Annotated in this window: 16 protein-coding genes; 12 read left to right on the forward strand and 4 right to left on the reverse strand. The window is 57.2% G+C overall.

Annotated elements, in window-relative coordinates:
- Positions 1-220: 220 nt before the first annotated feature.
- From EFQ99_RS29515 to EFQ99_RS29530, 4 genes are all read right to left on the reverse strand, one after another.
- The gene (locus tag EFQ99_RS29515; RefSeq protein WP_126924692.1) at positions 221-943 is read right to left on the reverse strand and encodes a GntR family transcriptional regulator; all 723 of its coding nucleotides are present in this window, start codon (positions 941-943) and stop codon (positions 221-223) included.
- Between the two features lie 142 nt (positions 944-1,085).
- A complete protein-coding gene (locus EFQ99_RS29520) occupies positions 1,086-1,892 on the reverse strand; it encodes a shikimate dehydrogenase family protein (RefSeq protein WP_126924693.1) in 807 nt (268 codons plus the stop codon).
- 22 nt (positions 1,893-1,914) lie between these two features.
- The gene (locus tag EFQ99_RS29525) at positions 1,915-3,066 is read right to left on the reverse strand and encodes a mandelate racemase/muconate lactonizing enzyme family protein (RefSeq protein WP_126924694.1); all 1,152 of its coding nucleotides are present in this window, start codon (positions 3,064-3,066) and stop codon (positions 1,915-1,917) included.
- A gap of 33 nt (positions 3,067-3,099) precedes the next feature.
- Entirely contained in the window at positions 3,100-3,834 is a 735-nt protein-coding gene (locus EFQ99_RS29530; RefSeq protein WP_245441605.1) for a GntR family transcriptional regulator, read from the reverse strand.
- 94 nt (positions 3,835-3,928) lie between these two features.
- Here EFQ99_RS29530 and EFQ99_RS29535 point away from each other — a divergent pair, with 94 nt between their 5' ends.
- From EFQ99_RS29535 to EFQ99_RS29590, 12 genes are all read left to right on the forward strand, one after another.
- On the forward strand, positions 3,929-4,984 hold the full coding sequence (locus EFQ99_RS29535; protein ID WP_126924695.1) for a phosphotransferase: 1,056 nt from the start codon (positions 3,929-3,931) through the stop codon (positions 4,982-4,984).
- A 10-nt stretch (positions 4,985-4,994) separates the two neighbouring features.
- Positions 4,995-6,335 (forward strand): aspartate aminotransferase family protein, encoded by a 1,341-nt coding sequence (locus tag EFQ99_RS29540; RefSeq protein ID WP_126924696.1) that lies wholly within the window; start codon positions 4,995-4,997, stop codon positions 6,333-6,335.
- A 77-nt stretch (positions 6,336-6,412) separates the two neighbouring features.
- Positions 6,413-7,177 (forward strand): transporter substrate-binding domain-containing protein, encoded by a 765-nt coding sequence (locus tag EFQ99_RS29545; RefSeq protein ID WP_126924697.1) that lies wholly within the window; start codon positions 6,413-6,415, stop codon positions 7,175-7,177.
- Between the two features lie 60 nt (positions 7,178-7,237).
- Positions 7,238-7,954, forward strand: coding sequence for an ABC transporter permease (locus EFQ99_RS29550; protein WP_126924698.1), 717 nt, complete (start codon positions 7,238-7,240; stop codon positions 7,952-7,954).
- Complete coding sequence (locus tag EFQ99_RS29555; RefSeq protein WP_126924699.1) at positions 7,951-8,679, forward strand: ABC transporter permease; 729 nt, start codon at positions 7,951-7,953, stop codon at positions 8,677-8,679. The genes EFQ99_RS29550 and EFQ99_RS29555 overlap by 4 nt, the downstream gene beginning before the upstream one ends.
- Before the next feature lie 14 nt (positions 8,680-8,693).
- Positions 8,694-9,446 (forward strand): amino acid ABC transporter ATP-binding protein, encoded by a 753-nt coding sequence (locus EFQ99_RS29560; RefSeq protein ID WP_126924743.1) that lies wholly within the window; start codon positions 8,694-8,696, stop codon positions 9,444-9,446.
- 5 nt (positions 9,447-9,451) lie between these two features.
- Positions 9,452-10,252: an NAD-dependent epimerase/dehydratase family protein gene (locus EFQ99_RS29565; protein WP_126924700.1), complete on the forward strand. Its 801-nt coding sequence runs from the start codon at positions 9,452-9,454 to the stop codon at positions 10,250-10,252.
- Complete coding sequence (locus EFQ99_RS29570) at positions 10,249-11,361, forward strand: mandelate racemase/muconate lactonizing enzyme family protein (protein ID WP_126924701.1); 1,113 nt, start codon at positions 10,249-10,251, stop codon at positions 11,359-11,361. Before EFQ99_RS29565 ends, EFQ99_RS29570 begins: the two co-directional genes overlap by 4 nt.
- Positions 11,358-12,176: an HpcH/HpaI aldolase family protein gene (locus tag EFQ99_RS29575; RefSeq protein ID WP_126924702.1), complete on the forward strand. Its 819-nt coding sequence runs from the start codon at positions 11,358-11,360 to the stop codon at positions 12,174-12,176. Before EFQ99_RS29570 ends, EFQ99_RS29575 begins: the two co-directional genes overlap by 4 nt.
- On the forward strand, positions 12,157-12,951 hold the full coding sequence (locus EFQ99_RS29580; protein WP_245441606.1) for an alpha/beta fold hydrolase: 795 nt from the start codon (positions 12,157-12,159) through the stop codon (positions 12,949-12,951). The genes EFQ99_RS29575 and EFQ99_RS29580 overlap by 20 nt, the downstream gene beginning before the upstream one ends.
- Positions 12,952-13,277: 326 nt before the next feature.
- Positions 13,278-15,098, forward strand: a complete 1,821-nt coding sequence (locus EFQ99_RS29585; RefSeq protein WP_126924703.1) for a HAMP domain-containing methyl-accepting chemotaxis protein — start codon at positions 13,278-13,280, stop codon at positions 15,096-15,098.
- A gap of 163 nt (positions 15,099-15,261) precedes the next feature.
- On the forward strand, positions 15,262-15,399 hold the full coding sequence (locus EFQ99_RS29590) for a DUF1127 domain-containing protein (RefSeq protein ID WP_126924704.1): 138 nt from the start codon (positions 15,262-15,264) through the stop codon (positions 15,397-15,399).
- Positions 15,400-15,534 lie beyond the last annotated feature (135 nt).

Here is a 15,534-nt window from a genome sequence, read left to right on the forward strand (position 1 = left end):
CGCTCAATGAAGTGGCTGGACGTAAAGCGATTGCCAATGAGATTGCGAGCCCTCTCGGTTTACCGCAAGGCGGCTTGCTTATCGAGTTCGATCGAGCGTGACCTGCAGAAGGGGGCGGGAAGATAGGCCCGCCTCTTCACCTTCCGAGAAGCGGGCGATTGAAATTCTGGCTAAACAACGTGTGGCGCCGGACCGCCGAAATCCACCGAAGCGACGGACGTTACCGAATGTCGCTCACGTTGAAGTCCTCTCCGCCCAATAGAAGTTCTGGCCTTTCACGGCGCAAAATCTCGATTGAAGGGAACGTGCTGTCGAGCTGAATCTGAAAGACCTTGGCGATACCTTCCTCGTCGCGGGCTCGCAAGCTCTCATACATCTGCTCGTGCTCCTCGAGGACCATGAAAAACTGCTGCTCCAAAGCAAAGGCTTGGCGGCGAACGCGATCGAGTTGCCCAGTTGAGTAGTGAATGGTCTGCCAGACTTCGCCAAAGCCAGCACAACGGCAGATGATGTGGTGAAACTCGTTGTCTAGTGCGAAGAACTCGTCGACCTCCTTGCGCTCGGCCGCAGCCCGCTGCTTGAAAAGGGCAAGCTCGAACTCCTTCTCAAACTGAGACTGAAAATTCCTGGCAGCCAGACGTGTCACCCGCATCTCGAGCGTATCGCGCACGAGCTGACCCTGAAGGACTTCTCGTAATACGATCCTGTTGACGAAGGTTCCGTCGCTCGGAACAATCTTGATCAGGTTTTCCTTCGCAAGTTGGAGAATGGCTTCGCGGAGCGGCGTCCTGGAAATCTCGAGCTGAGCGCAGATGTCTTTTTCGTTGAGCGCACTCTCTGGAAGCAATTGCAGCGATATGATCGCATTGCGTAGCAGTTCGTAGACTTGCGAGGATTTGGAAAATCGGCTGTCGAGCTGGTCGGCGCTAAATACGGGCTGCATCCTTGCGGTGGTCCTTGCGAAGTCGTGTCAATCTTGACGGTAGTTATAGTCTGGAAACTTCGAAATACCAGTATATCAAGCCGAACCCCGGCGCACCGCGGTGTGCCGGGGTTTTGGCTCATTTGACTGCCTGAGTGCCCTTTCAGGGGATGTCTTCGCCAATCACGAAACGGAAAAGCAGGTCGATCTGTCCATCCAGCATGTCGGTGCCCGAGGTCACCTCGCACCCGCGCGCAAGTGCGTCTTCCATGAATGGCGTCACCGCAGGCTTGGTGATCACATCTGCCACAAGTGTTCCAGGCCTAACGCCATCAAGGTTGACCGGGAGGGGATCGCCCACGCGAAGGCCCATCGAAGTTGCGTTGACCACTATGTCATACCCGCCTACGCTTTGTGGGGTCGAGCGTTTGACGCGGCCCGGATAAAAATGATCGAGGCTTTCGCACAGTTTTCCAAGCGTTTCCTCGTTCTTGTCGTAGATCGCAACGGATTCCACTCCGGCGTCGAGAAGGCTGACAGCTATCGACGATCCGGCCCCGCCGGCTCCGGCCATGTAGACCTTCTTGCCCGATACGACGTGGCCATGGTTCTCGAGTCCCTTGACGAAACCCGGGCCGTCGAAGTTGTCGCCATGCCAGGTACCGTCCGGCTTCCTTCGCATGATGTTGACGACACCGAGCTTCTCGGCCCGAGACGAGAGTGATGTGCAATGGCTCACACACGCGATCTTGTGCGGCACGGTGATCAGAACGCTGTCCAGGTTCTGGATACCGTCGAAACCTTGAAGGACCGCCGGGAGGTCCGTTTTCGAGACGTGAAGTGGCAGCATTACCCCGTTGAAGCCAGCGTCCGACATTTTTTGAGAAATGAGAGTGGGGCCGATGACCTGGGCGATAGGATCGCCGATCAGGAAGTGAATGCGGGTGCTGCTGTCTACGGTGAGTTCCATGAGTTCCTCTTTCTATGAGCGGCTATTGGCGGTCGACGAAGCTGCGGGATTTGGTGAAAGGTGAGAGACGCTCCGCGTCGAGGTCGAGGCCTGTGCCCGGCTTGTCGGGGACATCGATCGTCCCGTCGGAGTTCACCGCAACCTTTCCACCTAGCTCCATCAGGGCGTTCGGTGTCGGATCGATTTCGAAAGTCGGCATGGGAAAACCGTAACCCCGTCCCTTCGGCGCTAGGGCCGCGAGCTGCAGGGAAGTGGCGTGAATAACGGAGGTGCTCCAAACGTGTGGAACCACGGGCAATCCATGGGCCTCACCCAGCGCGGCGATCCGCATGTACTCGGTCACTCCGCCGCATAGGGCGACGTCCGGCTGCACGACAGCCAGTGCGTTTGCCGCGATCAGGTCTTTGAAGCGGCGGACGCCCGCCAAGGATTCGCCGGCGGCGATAGGCGTCGCGCTTCGGGTGCCAAGTTCCGCATATCCCTCGGTGTCATCTGGCTGCAGTGGCTCCTCGGCGAAGAGAATTCCGAAAGCGGGTAACTCACCCAAAATGCGACCGGCGTCCAGGCGCGTAAGGCCTTGGTTGAAGTCGACCATGACAGGAAGGTCATCGCCGAACCTCATGCGGATCTGTTCAAGAACTTTCAGATCAGACCTGAAGTCGGCGCCAAGTCTCAGCTTCACCGCATTGAATCCGCGTGCGAGGTAGCCTTCGATCTCGGGAACCATGTCGGCGTAGGGATCGCTTCCGGTCTTGAGAAATGGTCCACTTGCATAAGTCGGCAGGGATGATTGGACCGCACCTCCGAGACGCCGCGCTAGGCTCATATCCTCGATCCGGGCGGCAACATCCCAAATTGCCATATCAAGCGCCGATATCGCCATGTGCGTTATCCCGCTGCGGTCTCGACCCAGAAGGCGGATCATCGAGTCCCAGATGGCGCGCGGCGCGGAGGCGTCTGCACCTAGAATTGCTGGTCCGATGCTTCCCGTGATGATGGTTTCGGCCGCTAGTGGCTGAGCCCATGTCTCTCCCCAACCAGTCTTGCCGCCTGCCGTCACCGACACAATCAGCGCAGCCCGTTCCCGGAAGACGCTGATGGAATTCGCCAGCGGCTCGGGCATTGGCCATCGAACCTGGAAGCAATCGATACGTTCGATGCTGGGTACTGTCATGAAAACCTCCTCAGATAGTTTGTGCCACGCTCCCTAGCGGATCAGCGCGATATCGAAGTCCGCTTCCGCTCCGGCAACGACATCGGGACGCTCACGAAGCAGAATGTCGATTGAGGGGAAGGTGCTATCGAGCTGCACCTGGAAGATCTCGGCGACCCCGTCTTCATCGCGGGTCCGGAGCTTCTCGTACATGGCGGCATGCTCGTCGTAGACGGCCGAGTAGTGGGCTTCGAGAGAGAAGGCGAGCCGTCGGCAGCGATCGAGCTGTCCAGTTGCCCCGTGGATGGTCTGCCAGGCTTCAGGAAAGCCCGCGCACTGGCAGATGAGACGGTGAAATTCGTTATCGAGCGCGAAGAACTCGTCCACATCCTGGCGTTTCGCCGCAGAGCTTTGCCGGAAGAGGGACAATTCGAAATCCTTCTCGAACGTGTCGCCGAAGTTCCTTGCCGCCAGACGGGTCAGCCGCATTTCGATTGTGTCCCGCACCAGTTGTCCCTGCAGCACTTCGCTGGGGATGATTCGGTTTACGAACGTTCCGTCGCTGGGGGCGATACGCACGAGGTTCTCAGTAGCGAGTTGAAGGATCGCTTCCCTAAGCGGGGTCCGGGACACACCCAGCTGCGCTGAGATTTCGCGTTCTAGGATCGGCGCGTCCGGCGCCAGCCGCAAGGAGATGATTGCCTCACGCAAAAGCTCGTAGACCTGGGAGGATTTCGACAGGCGCAGGTCCATCTGCTCCGGGTGAAACAGCGCAACTCCCTGGTCCATGATCGAGCTCCTCGAAGTTTTGATGAAAAATTAGTTGACGTCCTTGATGTTTATATACCAATATATCGGCATATCAATATGGGCGACCGCAATTATGGCAATTCCGCAAGCTGCTTCGATCAACCCCGCGCTGACGGCTCGCTCCCAGCTCCTTTCAGAGGCTGAAGCCGTTGCAATCGCGAGTGGCTATTATGGCGTCGTAGCGGAAGCCCATCGTCTGTCAGGTGAGAAGGACAGCAACTTCCGTCTCGCGACGTCTTCTGGCGATGAGTACCTCCTCAAGGTCGTAAATCCTGGGGAGGCGCCTGATGTCACAAATCTTCACACGCTTGCCCTGATGCATGTTGCTGGACGGGATCCAGAATTGCCTGTCCAGCGCGTGGTGAAAACGCTTGAAGGGCTGCCTGAATTTCAGCTGCAGATATCGGAAGATGATGTTCGCACCGTGCGCCTGGTGACCTTCTCCAAAGGCCTGTTACAGCGGAAAGCGAAGCAGACGCCAGCTCAGCGACACAACATCGGCACAATGCTCGCACGGTTACAAATTGCGCTCGCGGATTTCAGTCACCCGGCCGAGGACCACTTTTCCACCTGGGATCTCAAGAACGTTCTCTCGCTCAAGGGGATGGTCGACGATCTCCCGACGTCCGGCGGCAAAGACGAGCTATATGCGTGGCTTTCTCTGTTCGAAAACGACATCCAACCGCACGTTCCTGCTCTAAGGGCCCAGCTAGTTCACAATGATCTGAACAGCGACAATATCGTCGTAGATCCCAATGACACGGATCAAGTGGCTGGCATCATTGACTTCGGCGACATGGTCAAGACGCCCGTGTTGTTCGATGTTGCTGTCGCTGCCGCCTACCAGTTGACCGAAGCAACCGATCCGCTGCAGGCGGCAATCGAATTCGTCCAGGGTTTCCATGCGCTTCGGGCCCTGACACCACACGAGATCGACCTGCTGTTTCGATCCGTCGTCGTGCGCATGGCGATGCGGATCATCATCACTGAATGGCGCGCGGTGCGGTTTCCGGAAAACAGCCAATACATCCTGCGCAACACCCCCCAGGCATGGCGTCAGTTCCATCGCTTGGCCGACATTTCAAACGAACAGGCGACGTCTGCGATCGCCGCAGCCCTTAACAAATAGGAGAATTCCAATGGCGGCTTCATCGGCAACAGCCTTCATGATCAACGGCTTTGATCCGACTACTGCGGATAGGCTGACGCAAGACGAGCAGAATCTGATCGCTCGTCGGCGCAAGCTGCTGGGCCCTTCCTATAAGCTCTTCTACGAGCATCCGGTCCACGTTGTTCGCGCAGAGGGGGTCTGGCTTTACGACCCGGAAGGCAATGCCTTCCTCGACGTTTACAACAACGTACCCTCGGTAGGGCACTGCCACCCTCGCGTAGTCGACGCAATCGCAAAGCAATCGAAGGTGCTCAACACGCATACTCGCTATTTGCACGAAGACATCTTGAAGTACTCGGAAGACCTTCTCGCCACGTATCCCGATGAAATCAGCAACGTCATGTACACGTGCACGGGGAGCGAAGCAGTCGATCTCGCACTCCGCATTGCCCGCTACTACACTGGCGGCACCGGAATCATTGTCACGGCCAACGCCTACCATGGCCTGACTACCGCAGTCGCCGAAATCTCCCCGTCGATGGGACCCAACGTTCCGATCGGCCAGCATGTCTACGTCGTCGAAGCTCCAGACGACTACCGTGGGAATGGCGAGGACATTGGTGAGGTCTTCGCGCAGCGCGTCGAGGACGCCATCAAGAAGATGACGCGCCATGGCATCAAGTTCGCCGCATTCATAGCAGACGGAATTTTTTCGACAGACGGCATCCTGACTGACCCTCCGGGTTTCCTGAAGAAGACTGCCGACGTCGTCCAGGCAGCGGGCGGCCTCTATATCGCAGATGAGGTGCAGCCTGGTTTTGGCCGAACTGGAACGCATTGGTGGGGCTTCCAACGCCATGGCATCGTTCCTGATCTTGTCGTCATGGGCAAGCCCATGGGCAATGGCATGCCAATCGCCGGGGTCGCCGCCAAGCCAGAGGTGCTGGAGAGCTTCGGCAACGATATCCGCTACTTCAACACGTTCGGTGCAAACACTGTCAGCATCGCAGCTGCGCAAGCCGTCCTAGACGTAATCAAGGACGAGGACCTCATGGCGAACTCGGTCAAGATCGGCGACTACATGGTCGACGGCATGAAGAAGCTTCAACAGAAGTACGAGCACGTTGGCGATGTTCGCGGTGCAGGCCTGTTCCTGGCCATGGAATTCGTAACTGATCGGACATCTAAAAAGCCAGACGCAAAGCTCTCACTCAACGTTGTGAATGGCCTGCGCGAGAAGCGCATCCTGATCAGCGCTGCAAGCCCTTCGGGCAACGTTCTCAAGATCCGACCACCGCTTCCCTTCACCGCCGAGCACGCCGACGTTTTCCTGTCGGGCCTGGACGAAGTGCTGGCTGCAAACTCGTAGGCCTTCGGGCCTACGCAACAACAAAAGACGGAAGAATTCCACAGTCATCAACAACTCTCTTAGGGGATACTACCAACATGAAACTCTCCGTATTCACATCCGCCTCGGTAATTGTACTTGCGCTCGTGGCAGGCGCTCATGCCGAAGACAAAACTGTCAAAATCGCTACCGAAGGCGTCTACCCGCCGTTCAATTATGTCGAAAACGGCCAACTCACCGGCTTCGACGTCGATATTGCCAATGCGCTCTGCGAGAAGGCAAAGCTCAAGTGCGAAATCGTCACCCAGGAATGGGACGGCATGATTCCCGGACTGATGGCCAACAAGTATGACGCGATTATTGCGTCCATGAACATCACGGCCGAACGCAAGAAGAAGATCGACTTCACGACCAAGTACTACGACACGCCTGCGAAGTTCATGACGACCAAAGAAGCGAAGGTCACGGACATCTCGCCCGCTGCACTTGCGGGAAAGACAATTGGCGTTCAGGGCTCGACGACCCAGCAGAACTTCCTTGAAGCCAAGTACAAGGATTCCACCATCAAGACGTACACGACGGTCGACGACGCGAGCGCTGACCTTGCCGCAGGCCGTCTGGACTTTGTTCTCTCGGACAAGGTGCTTCTTGATGCATGGCTGAAAAAGTCGAGCGACGCGTCCTGCTGCGAACTGGTCGGCGATGATCTCCGTGATCCAATCTTCGGGGAAGGCAAGGGTGTTGGCATCCGCAAGGACGACACCGAGCTCAAGAACAAGTTCCAGAAGGCGATCGACGACATTCGCGCTGATGGCACGTACGAGAAGATCAACGCGAAGTACTTCCCGTTCTCTATTTTCTAAGACCTGCAGTCGTTCGCCCGGCCGATCTCCGGCCGGGCTATTCGACGGATCGGAGGAACGGTGGAACTCCTAGACCTACTTTCATTTCGCCCGGAAGGCTGGGGACAGTCCCTCCTTGACGGCGTGTGGCTGACGATCAGGCTTGCGCTCGCAACCTTGCCCTTCGGCTTGTTGCTCGGCTTGGGGCTGGCTCTTCTGATCAACGGCAAGAACCGTTGGCTGGCGAGGCTCGCCACGCTTTTTGCGACGACGTTCCGCGCTCTGCCTGAGCTGCTGACGCTCTTCATCATCTATTACGGCGGCGGGATGTTCATACAGTGGGCATGGCTTTCGCTCTTCGGTACCCCGTTCGGCGAACTCAGCGGCTTTATCGCCGGGATGATCGCGCTCGGTATCGTGTTCTCGGCCTTTGCGTCCGAGATTTTCGTTGCGGCGATGCGAGCAATCCCAGTGGGGCAACACGAAGCTGCAGCGTCCCTGGGACTTTCGCGCGCCCGTACCTTCATCAGCATCATCGCTCCTCAGCTCTGGCGGCTGTCACTGCCCGGTCTCGGGAACCTTTGGTTCGTCCTGCTCAAGGATACGTCGCTTGTCTCCATCATTTCGCTTGCTGACCTGATGCGACAGACACAGCTCGCGGTCGCAAATACGAAGGAGCCGTTGTTCTTCTATGCCGTCGCCTGTCTCATCTATCTGGTGATCTCGATGATCTCGTCGTCAATCGTCGGCCTGCTTGAAGTCCGGTCTAATCGTGGCTTCGCCAGGAGGCGCACATGAACACCGAGTTGCTCGCAAACTATGGACCTAAGATCCTTTGGGGCCTGGTCGTCACCCTTGAACTCGTACTGACTTCAGCTCTGATTGGAGCAGTTTTTGCCCTGCCTCTGGCTCTGCTTCGTAATGGTGAGATTGCGGTCTTTCGTTATCTCGCGAAAGCCTACATCGTCTTCTTTCGTGCAACGCCTCTGCTTGGTCAGATCTTCCTGATCTACTACGGCGCGGGACAGATCCGAGGGGAACTAACAAGTCTTGGCCTCTGGTGGTTCTTCCGCGATGCCTATCTGTGCGCACTGTTCGCCTTCACGCTCAACACGACGGCATATCAGGCAGAGATCTTGCGTGGTGCTCTCAGCTCGCTGCCTCGCGGACAGCTAGAGGCAGCAAACTCGCTCGGTCTCAGCCGCGTCACGACGTTGTTTCATGTCCTGCTGCCGCAGGCCCTTATTATGGCGCTTCGCCCTCTTGGGAACGAACTGATTCTCTCCCTGAAAGCATCTGCCTTAGCGAGTGTTATCACCGTCCCCGAGCTGATGCAGGCCACAAAACTTGCGTTTTCCCGGTCGTTCGACTTTCAGGTCTACATCTGGGCAGCGGTTCTCTATCTGATCATGGTCGAGACCATCCGACGAGTCTGGGGCCTGCTTGAATGGTACCTGACCAGACATTTGAGGCGGCGCGCCACACCGGTGAGCAAGCCTTCCATTTCCCTTCAAAAAGCTTGATCCAAGGAAGTCTCATGGTTGCGACCACAGACAGAAAACGTGCCGTCGAATTCGAGAACGTCTCCAAGTGGTATGGCGCGCACCAGGTTCTTACCGACATTAATCTCACAGTCGGGGAGGGCGAGCGCGTCGTCGTTGCCGGGCCATCGGGTTCCGGGAAATCGACGATGATCCGCTGCATCAATCATCTCGAAGAGCACCAGAAGGGGAAGATCCTCGTTGAAGGCGTCGAGTTAACGCGCGAGCGGAAAAAGATCGAAGCGGTTCGCCGCGAGGTCGGCATGGTTTTTCAACACTTCAATCTCTTCCCGCACAAAACAATTCTCGAAAACTGCACAATTGCGCTTCGGACTGTCCGCGGCCTCGCGCGAGCGGAAGCCAACGATGTCGCGATGTCTTTTCTCGAAAAGGTTCGGATTCCAGAGCAGGCGCACAAGTATCCAGGGCAACTGTCGGGGGGGCAGCAGCAACGCGTCGCGATCGCCAGATCCCTGGCCATGAAACCACGCATCATGCTTTTCGACGAACCCACATCCGCGCTCGATCCAGAGATGATCCGCGAAGTGCTGGATGTGATGGTCAATCTCGCAGACAGCGGAATGACGATGATTTGCGTAACGCACGAAATGGGCTTCGCCCGGCAGGTCGCTGATCGTGTGATCTTCATGGCCGACGGCAAGATCGTCGAGACGGCGCCGCCCGCGGAGTTCTTCGACAATCCGAAGGAGGCACGGACGCGTTCGTTCCTTCGCCAATTGCTGCACTGACCGACATGAAAAAGATCTTGATCACGGGAGCGGGTGGCAACGTCGGGCGATTGCTCCGACCCATATTGCGCGAGCGGTACAAGCTGAAGGTCACCGACATTGCTGATTTCGAGACTACCGTCGACGAAATCAGCATCCGCGGAGATCTTGCTGACCGCGAGTTTTGCGACTTTGCGGCCCACGATGTGGATGGCATCGTGCATCTCGCTGGTCTGGTGGGACCAGGGTTCAACTTCGAACAGACGCTCGATCCCAATTACCGCGCTGTCCTCAATCTACTGGAGAGCTGCCGTATTCATGCTGTCGAGCGCCTTGTGTTCGCAAGCAGCCACCATGCTGTCGGGATGCTTGGGGCGGACACTATTGTGCACGAGGAACTGCCGATTGTGCCGGATAGCTTCTATGGGCTGAGCAAGGCATTCGGCGAAGCTGCCTGCGCGATGTATGCACACCGTTTCGGAATCCGCACAATGCTGCTCCGAATAGGAAATGCCGATCCTCTCGTGGTCGATGCCAGGCGCGAGCGGATGTGGACGAGTGGACGTGATCTGGCTTCGTTGATCGATATTGGCCTGGAGCACCCGAACGTGAGGTGCGAGGTCGTATATGCAGCGTCCAACTGCCCGGAGGCGATGTTCAATAACCGCCACGCGCGCTCGTTCGGCTACTGCCCCAAAGATGACGCCCGCGACAATCACGCGCCCAGCTTCAAGGGGCGCGATCAGTTGCCGCGCGATCAGATGGCTTATGTCGGGGGGCATTTCGCAGTCAATGAACTGCCCAACCCCTGGGGAGAAAATCAGTGAAAATTATTTGGGGCGAGGTTATCCTCGTCGAAATACCCTTCAAGCTCAGAGGGACCGGCGTCGGTATCATGCCGACGGCGTGGCAAACGCTCGAGTTCGCGCTCGTCAAACTTGAGGACGAACTTGGCAACATTGGATGGGGCGAAGGCTTCGGCTATTCGCTGATCGACGCCACCAAATCTGTTATCGATCGATTGATTTTTCCTTCGCTGATCGGCCAGGTCATCACCGATATTCCCACTTGGAACCGCAACACCCAGCGGCAGCTGCATATGTTCGGACGTTACGGCGTGACGATCTTTGCGATCTCCAGCGTGGATATGGCGCTCTGGGATCTGTTCGCAAAGCGTGAGCGCAAGCCGCTCCATAAGATTCTCGGTGATGGCCGGGGTCGGACGGAGATACCTTTCTACGCCAGCCTTGTCCGGTACGGGGAACCGAACCTGGTCGCGCAATCTGCCAAGGAGGTGCTCGACGCCGGGTTTACCAGGATCAAACTGCACGAGATAACGCTTCCGGACATCAGGGCTTGCCGGAATACGACTGGTCCCGATACGAGCATTTGCGTGGACGTGAACTGTGCATGGTCGCATAATTTCGTCGAGACGAACTTAGCAGAACTGCGAAGCCTCGATCTCGCGTGGCTCGAAGAGCCAATCTACCCTCCGGAAGATTTCGCGGCCCTGAAATCGTTGCGCGGGCGAGGGCTTCCTATCGCCGCCGGCGAAAACTGGTGCACGTCTTTCCAATTCGGCCAGGCACTAGCGGCGGGCGCGGTCGACTACCTGCAACCGAGCATAACCAAGGTGGGCGGCGTTTCCGAGTATGTTTCAGTCATCGATATGGGGGCGCGACACGATGTGACGCTGATGCCGCATTCTCCTTACTTCGGACCCGGTTTCTTCGCTTCGCTGCAGGTTGCGGCAGCGCGGCCAGGCGTACAAGCGCTGGAGTACAATTTCGTCAAGCCGGATGCGTGGCTCGCCGATGTCGAGGGAATTCGGAACGGCGACATGATCAAGGTGTCTGACCAGCCGGGCATCGGTTTTGAGCCGGACCTCGACGTGATGAAGAAGTATGGACGAGTTCTCGGGAGTCGGAAGCTATGAAGGCCAACAAACTCAAGGAAATCTGGTCGAAAGGCGGTTGCGTACTGAATGGCTGGCTTTCAATACCCTGCGCCTTCTCTGCAGAAATCATGGCTGCTCAAGGATACGACAGCATCGGGATCGATCTCCAGCACGGCATTGTCGACTATCAGGAAGCTGTCGGCATGCTCCAGGCCATGCGGGCAAGTGAAGTCACACCGCTCGTCCGGCCAGCTTGGCTCGATCCTGTTCATATCATGAAGGCGCTCGATGCTGGCGCATACGGCGTCGTGTGCCCCATGATCAACAGCCGTGCTGAAGCGGAGCAGCTCGTATCCTATGTCAGGTATCCTCCAACTGGGATACGCAGTTTCGGCCCCTCGCGCGCGCTGATTTCAACTGGCGGCGGCAACTATCTCGGTGAAGCCGACGAAGAGATCGTTTGCTTCGCAATGATCGAGACCGCGCAGGCTCTGGAGCGGCTGGACGAGATAGCGACAACGCCCGGCCTCGACGGCATCTATATCGGGCCAGCGGATCTAACGATTGGCCTCACGGGTAAGAAATACCCTCCGGGTTTCGACCGCGAGGAGCCGGAGATCATCGACGCAATCAGCCGGATCCTGAGAGCGTCGCACGACGCCGGCATCAAGGCAGCCCTGCATTGCGGATCGCCGGCATATGCGGCCAAGGCGGCAAAGTGGGGCTTCGATCTGGTGACAGTGTCGAACGATGTGAGGCTTCTCGCAGGCGCGGCGGCCGCAAGTGTTGGATCCTTTCGTTCGCTTATGGCCGAACAGGCCAACGAGCCTAAGAATGAAAAAGGAAGCTACTGAGATGAATGAGAATATCGATGTGAAGCCCAGCCGTGTAATCGGCGAGGGCTCGATAAAGGTGATCGCACTTCATGGCTGGATGGGAGATCATCGGCTGTATGCGCCCACATTTCCGCTGTGGGATCGCAGCAAATTCACCGTCGCATTCATGGATTGCCGTGGCTACGGCCAGCGCCTCGACGAAAAGGGCCAGTACACTATCGAGGAAGTCGCACGCGACGTTCGAGGTCTAGCCAAGGCGTTGGGATGGCAGAAATACCATGTGATCGGCCATTCAATGACGGGGATGACGGTCCAACGCCTCACCGTCGATGCTGCTGATGACGTGCAATCAGTCCTTATGGTGGCGGCGCTGCCCGCATCCGGAGCCAAGATTACGGAGGAGCGGCGAAAGCTACTTCAGGACGCCATCAACGATCCAGAAGTCCGCAAGACGCTCATTGATGTGAACACGGGCCACACGAAGCAAGACGAGTGGCTTGAAGAATTGCGCGACACCAGCCTTGCAGGCACCTCTGAACGTCCTTTGGTCGCCTATATGGCGTCGTGGACGGGAACAGACTTCTCCAGTGAAGTCCTCGGAAACAACACGCCAGTGTTCGTCGTGATCGGCGCAAATGATCCGGGGTCTTCCCGCGAGAAGACACAGCAGACGGTTGGTACGTGGTACGAGAATGTCGAGGTGGAAGTCCTGACGGACGCCGGACATTATCCGATGTATGAGACGCCCGACGCATTCGTGAAACTAGTAAGCAGGCACCTTTCAAAATTCTGAAGGCCATCCCGGGCCTGGAGCGCAAATCAACCCCGTTGAGCCTTAGCCAGTCGGCGCAGGGCTCAGCGGTTATGCTTGGCGCGATATCCGATTTAGACATGCATTAAGAGAGGATCATCCAGACGCTGCGCGAGCAGGTGCAACCACAGCATGGAGTAACTTCGGGTTGATAGTTTGCGCGAACTTCATGCGAAGGTTACCAGATTATTAAGTCACGCAATTTTAGGACTAGTGACCTAAAGTTAACCCGAAATTATATCCCTAATGCGACTTTGTATCCTGGTAGCGAACTGCAAGCCGTCTCAAACACACGTCCGGAGACCCTCATGAAACGCCCGAGCATTAAGCAGGCCCTAATTCTCAAGCTCTCGATCATCAGCATTTTCACAATTGGTTTGTCTTATGTCTCGCTGAGTACCATCTGGACGCTGAGCGCCAACGCTGAGCAGATCGGTAATTTCTGGATGGAACGGTTGGTGACGGCGCGGGAGATCAAGGGCAACTTCCTCAGCTTGGAACTCGTCTATGGGAAATACCTGCTCAACGGCACGGCAAAGGAACAGATAGCGGTCAAACAGGAAATTGAGGCGGCCACAGCGGCCGTCGACAAGGCGATTGCCGACTATGAAAAGGGTGTCCGAACCGAACGCGGGCGCCAGTTGATCGATCAGATCAAGCTGGAACTCGACAAATATCGTACAATGGCCACGCAGATGATCGGGCTGCGGGGCGACGGTAGGCAAGCGGATGCCACCGACTTCTTCAAAGCGAGCATGCAGCCACAGGCTGAAATGGTGAATAAGGGGGTCGGGGAACTGGTCGCCTTCATCCTCACTCAGGCTCAAAGTTTTGTTGCGGCGAGCGGCTCCTCCGCGAAATCGGCCTTCATGCTGACGTCCGCTATCGCCTTCCTGGCGGTGCTGGTCGCGGCGATGGGCGTTGCATTCGCCATAACTGGAATTGCCCGACCGATACGCACCATCGCGTCCGCGATGGGACGTTTGTCGGAGGGAGATCTCGACAGTGATATACCTTATGCAAGCAGGGCCGATGAAGTCGGGGAAATGGCCGCTGCAGTCGAAATATTCCGGCAGAATGCGCGCAACGTCGTTCGACTGGAACAAGACGCTGCCGCTAATCGCAGCGTAGCAGAAGCAGCGCGTGCTTCGGCTCAGCAGCGCGCCGAACTTGAAGCCCATCAACTGCGCCAAGCGACAGAAACTCTGGGCGATGGCCTCCGCCGGCTGGCCGCTGGCGACATTTCCTTCGAGCTGTCGGAACAGTTCGCGGCTGACTATGAAACGCTTCGAGAGGACTTCAATGCGTCACTCAGGCAACTCGGCGCCACTATCGGCGCCGTCCTGGAAACGGTGCACAGCATAGACAACGGATCCAATGAAATCGCGTCGGGCGCTCTGGATCTTTCCAAACGCACTGAGCAGCAGGCAGCTTCGCTCGAAGAGACGGCTGCCGCGCTGGATGAGATTACCTCGAATGTCGCGACAGCAACGAAGCGGACGGATGAGGCGCGCAAAGTCGCCTTGGAGGCCAATGTCAGCGCCCAGCGGTCGGCAGCTGTCGTGTCCGAGGCAGAACGGGCGATGCGGCGTATTGAAGACAGCTCGCAGCAAATCTCCAACATCATCGGTGCCATCGATGAAATCGCGTTCCAGACGAACCTCTTGGCCTTGAATGCCGGGGTCGAAGCAGCCCGGGCCGGCGAGGCGGGCAAGGGTTTTGCCGTGGTCGCACAGGAGGTGCGTGAGCTCGCACAGCGAGCCGCACAGGCGGCCAAGGAGATCAAGGGCCTCATCCAGAACTCCTCCATCGAAGTCGAGAACGGCGTGAAGCTGGTCCTCGAAACCGGTGCATCGCTCAAGTCGATCAGTGACCATGTTGCTGAGATCAACCAAGTGATGGAGGCAATCGCCACCTCAGCGCGCGAGCAGTCGACCGGGCTTGCCGAGATCAACACGGCTGTGAACCTGATGGATCAGGCGACGCAGCAGAATGCGGCGATGGTTGAGGAATCGACCGCAGCTGCGGCGTCGCTATCGTCGGAAGCGGGCCGATTGCGGGATCTGGTCAGCCAGTTTCAATTGAGTGAGGGAACGGTCAAATCTCCTAAAATTCGCCGAGTTGCGTGACACGACCAATGGCTCACTCGACGGCCCGGGGCGTTCCAAGGGGAGATAAGCGCTAGATCGAGCTCAGTTCATCGCTTGGCGTAGGTCAGCCATGCAAGCAAGCGACTGCTCATTTCACATGCATTCTGCTAGATAATTGCGCAGAAACGAAACGGGGTTTGTGATGAAAACGAGTAGTAAGATTATCGACTTCTTCCAAATGCGTAAGGCCTATCGCCAGCTATCCCAGCTTAGCGACGCCTCTCTGAAGGATATCGGTCTGTCGCGTGGCGACATCCGCCGTGCAGTGTACGGGCGTTGATCCGAACCAACTGTTCGGGCAGCACGTGAAGAAAAGCCACGGGTTTCCGTGGCTTTCTTGTTTCCGGATCATGGTTTCGAGCCACTTTCAAACCGTCATCTCTCATGCCGCCGATCATCGGCAAGCTCGGACCAC

It is taken from the genome of Rhizobium vallis, assembly GCF_003985155.1.
In the GTDB taxonomy this organism is placed as follows: domain Bacteria; phylum Pseudomonadota; class Alphaproteobacteria; order Rhizobiales; family Rhizobiaceae; genus Rhizobium; species Rhizobium vallis.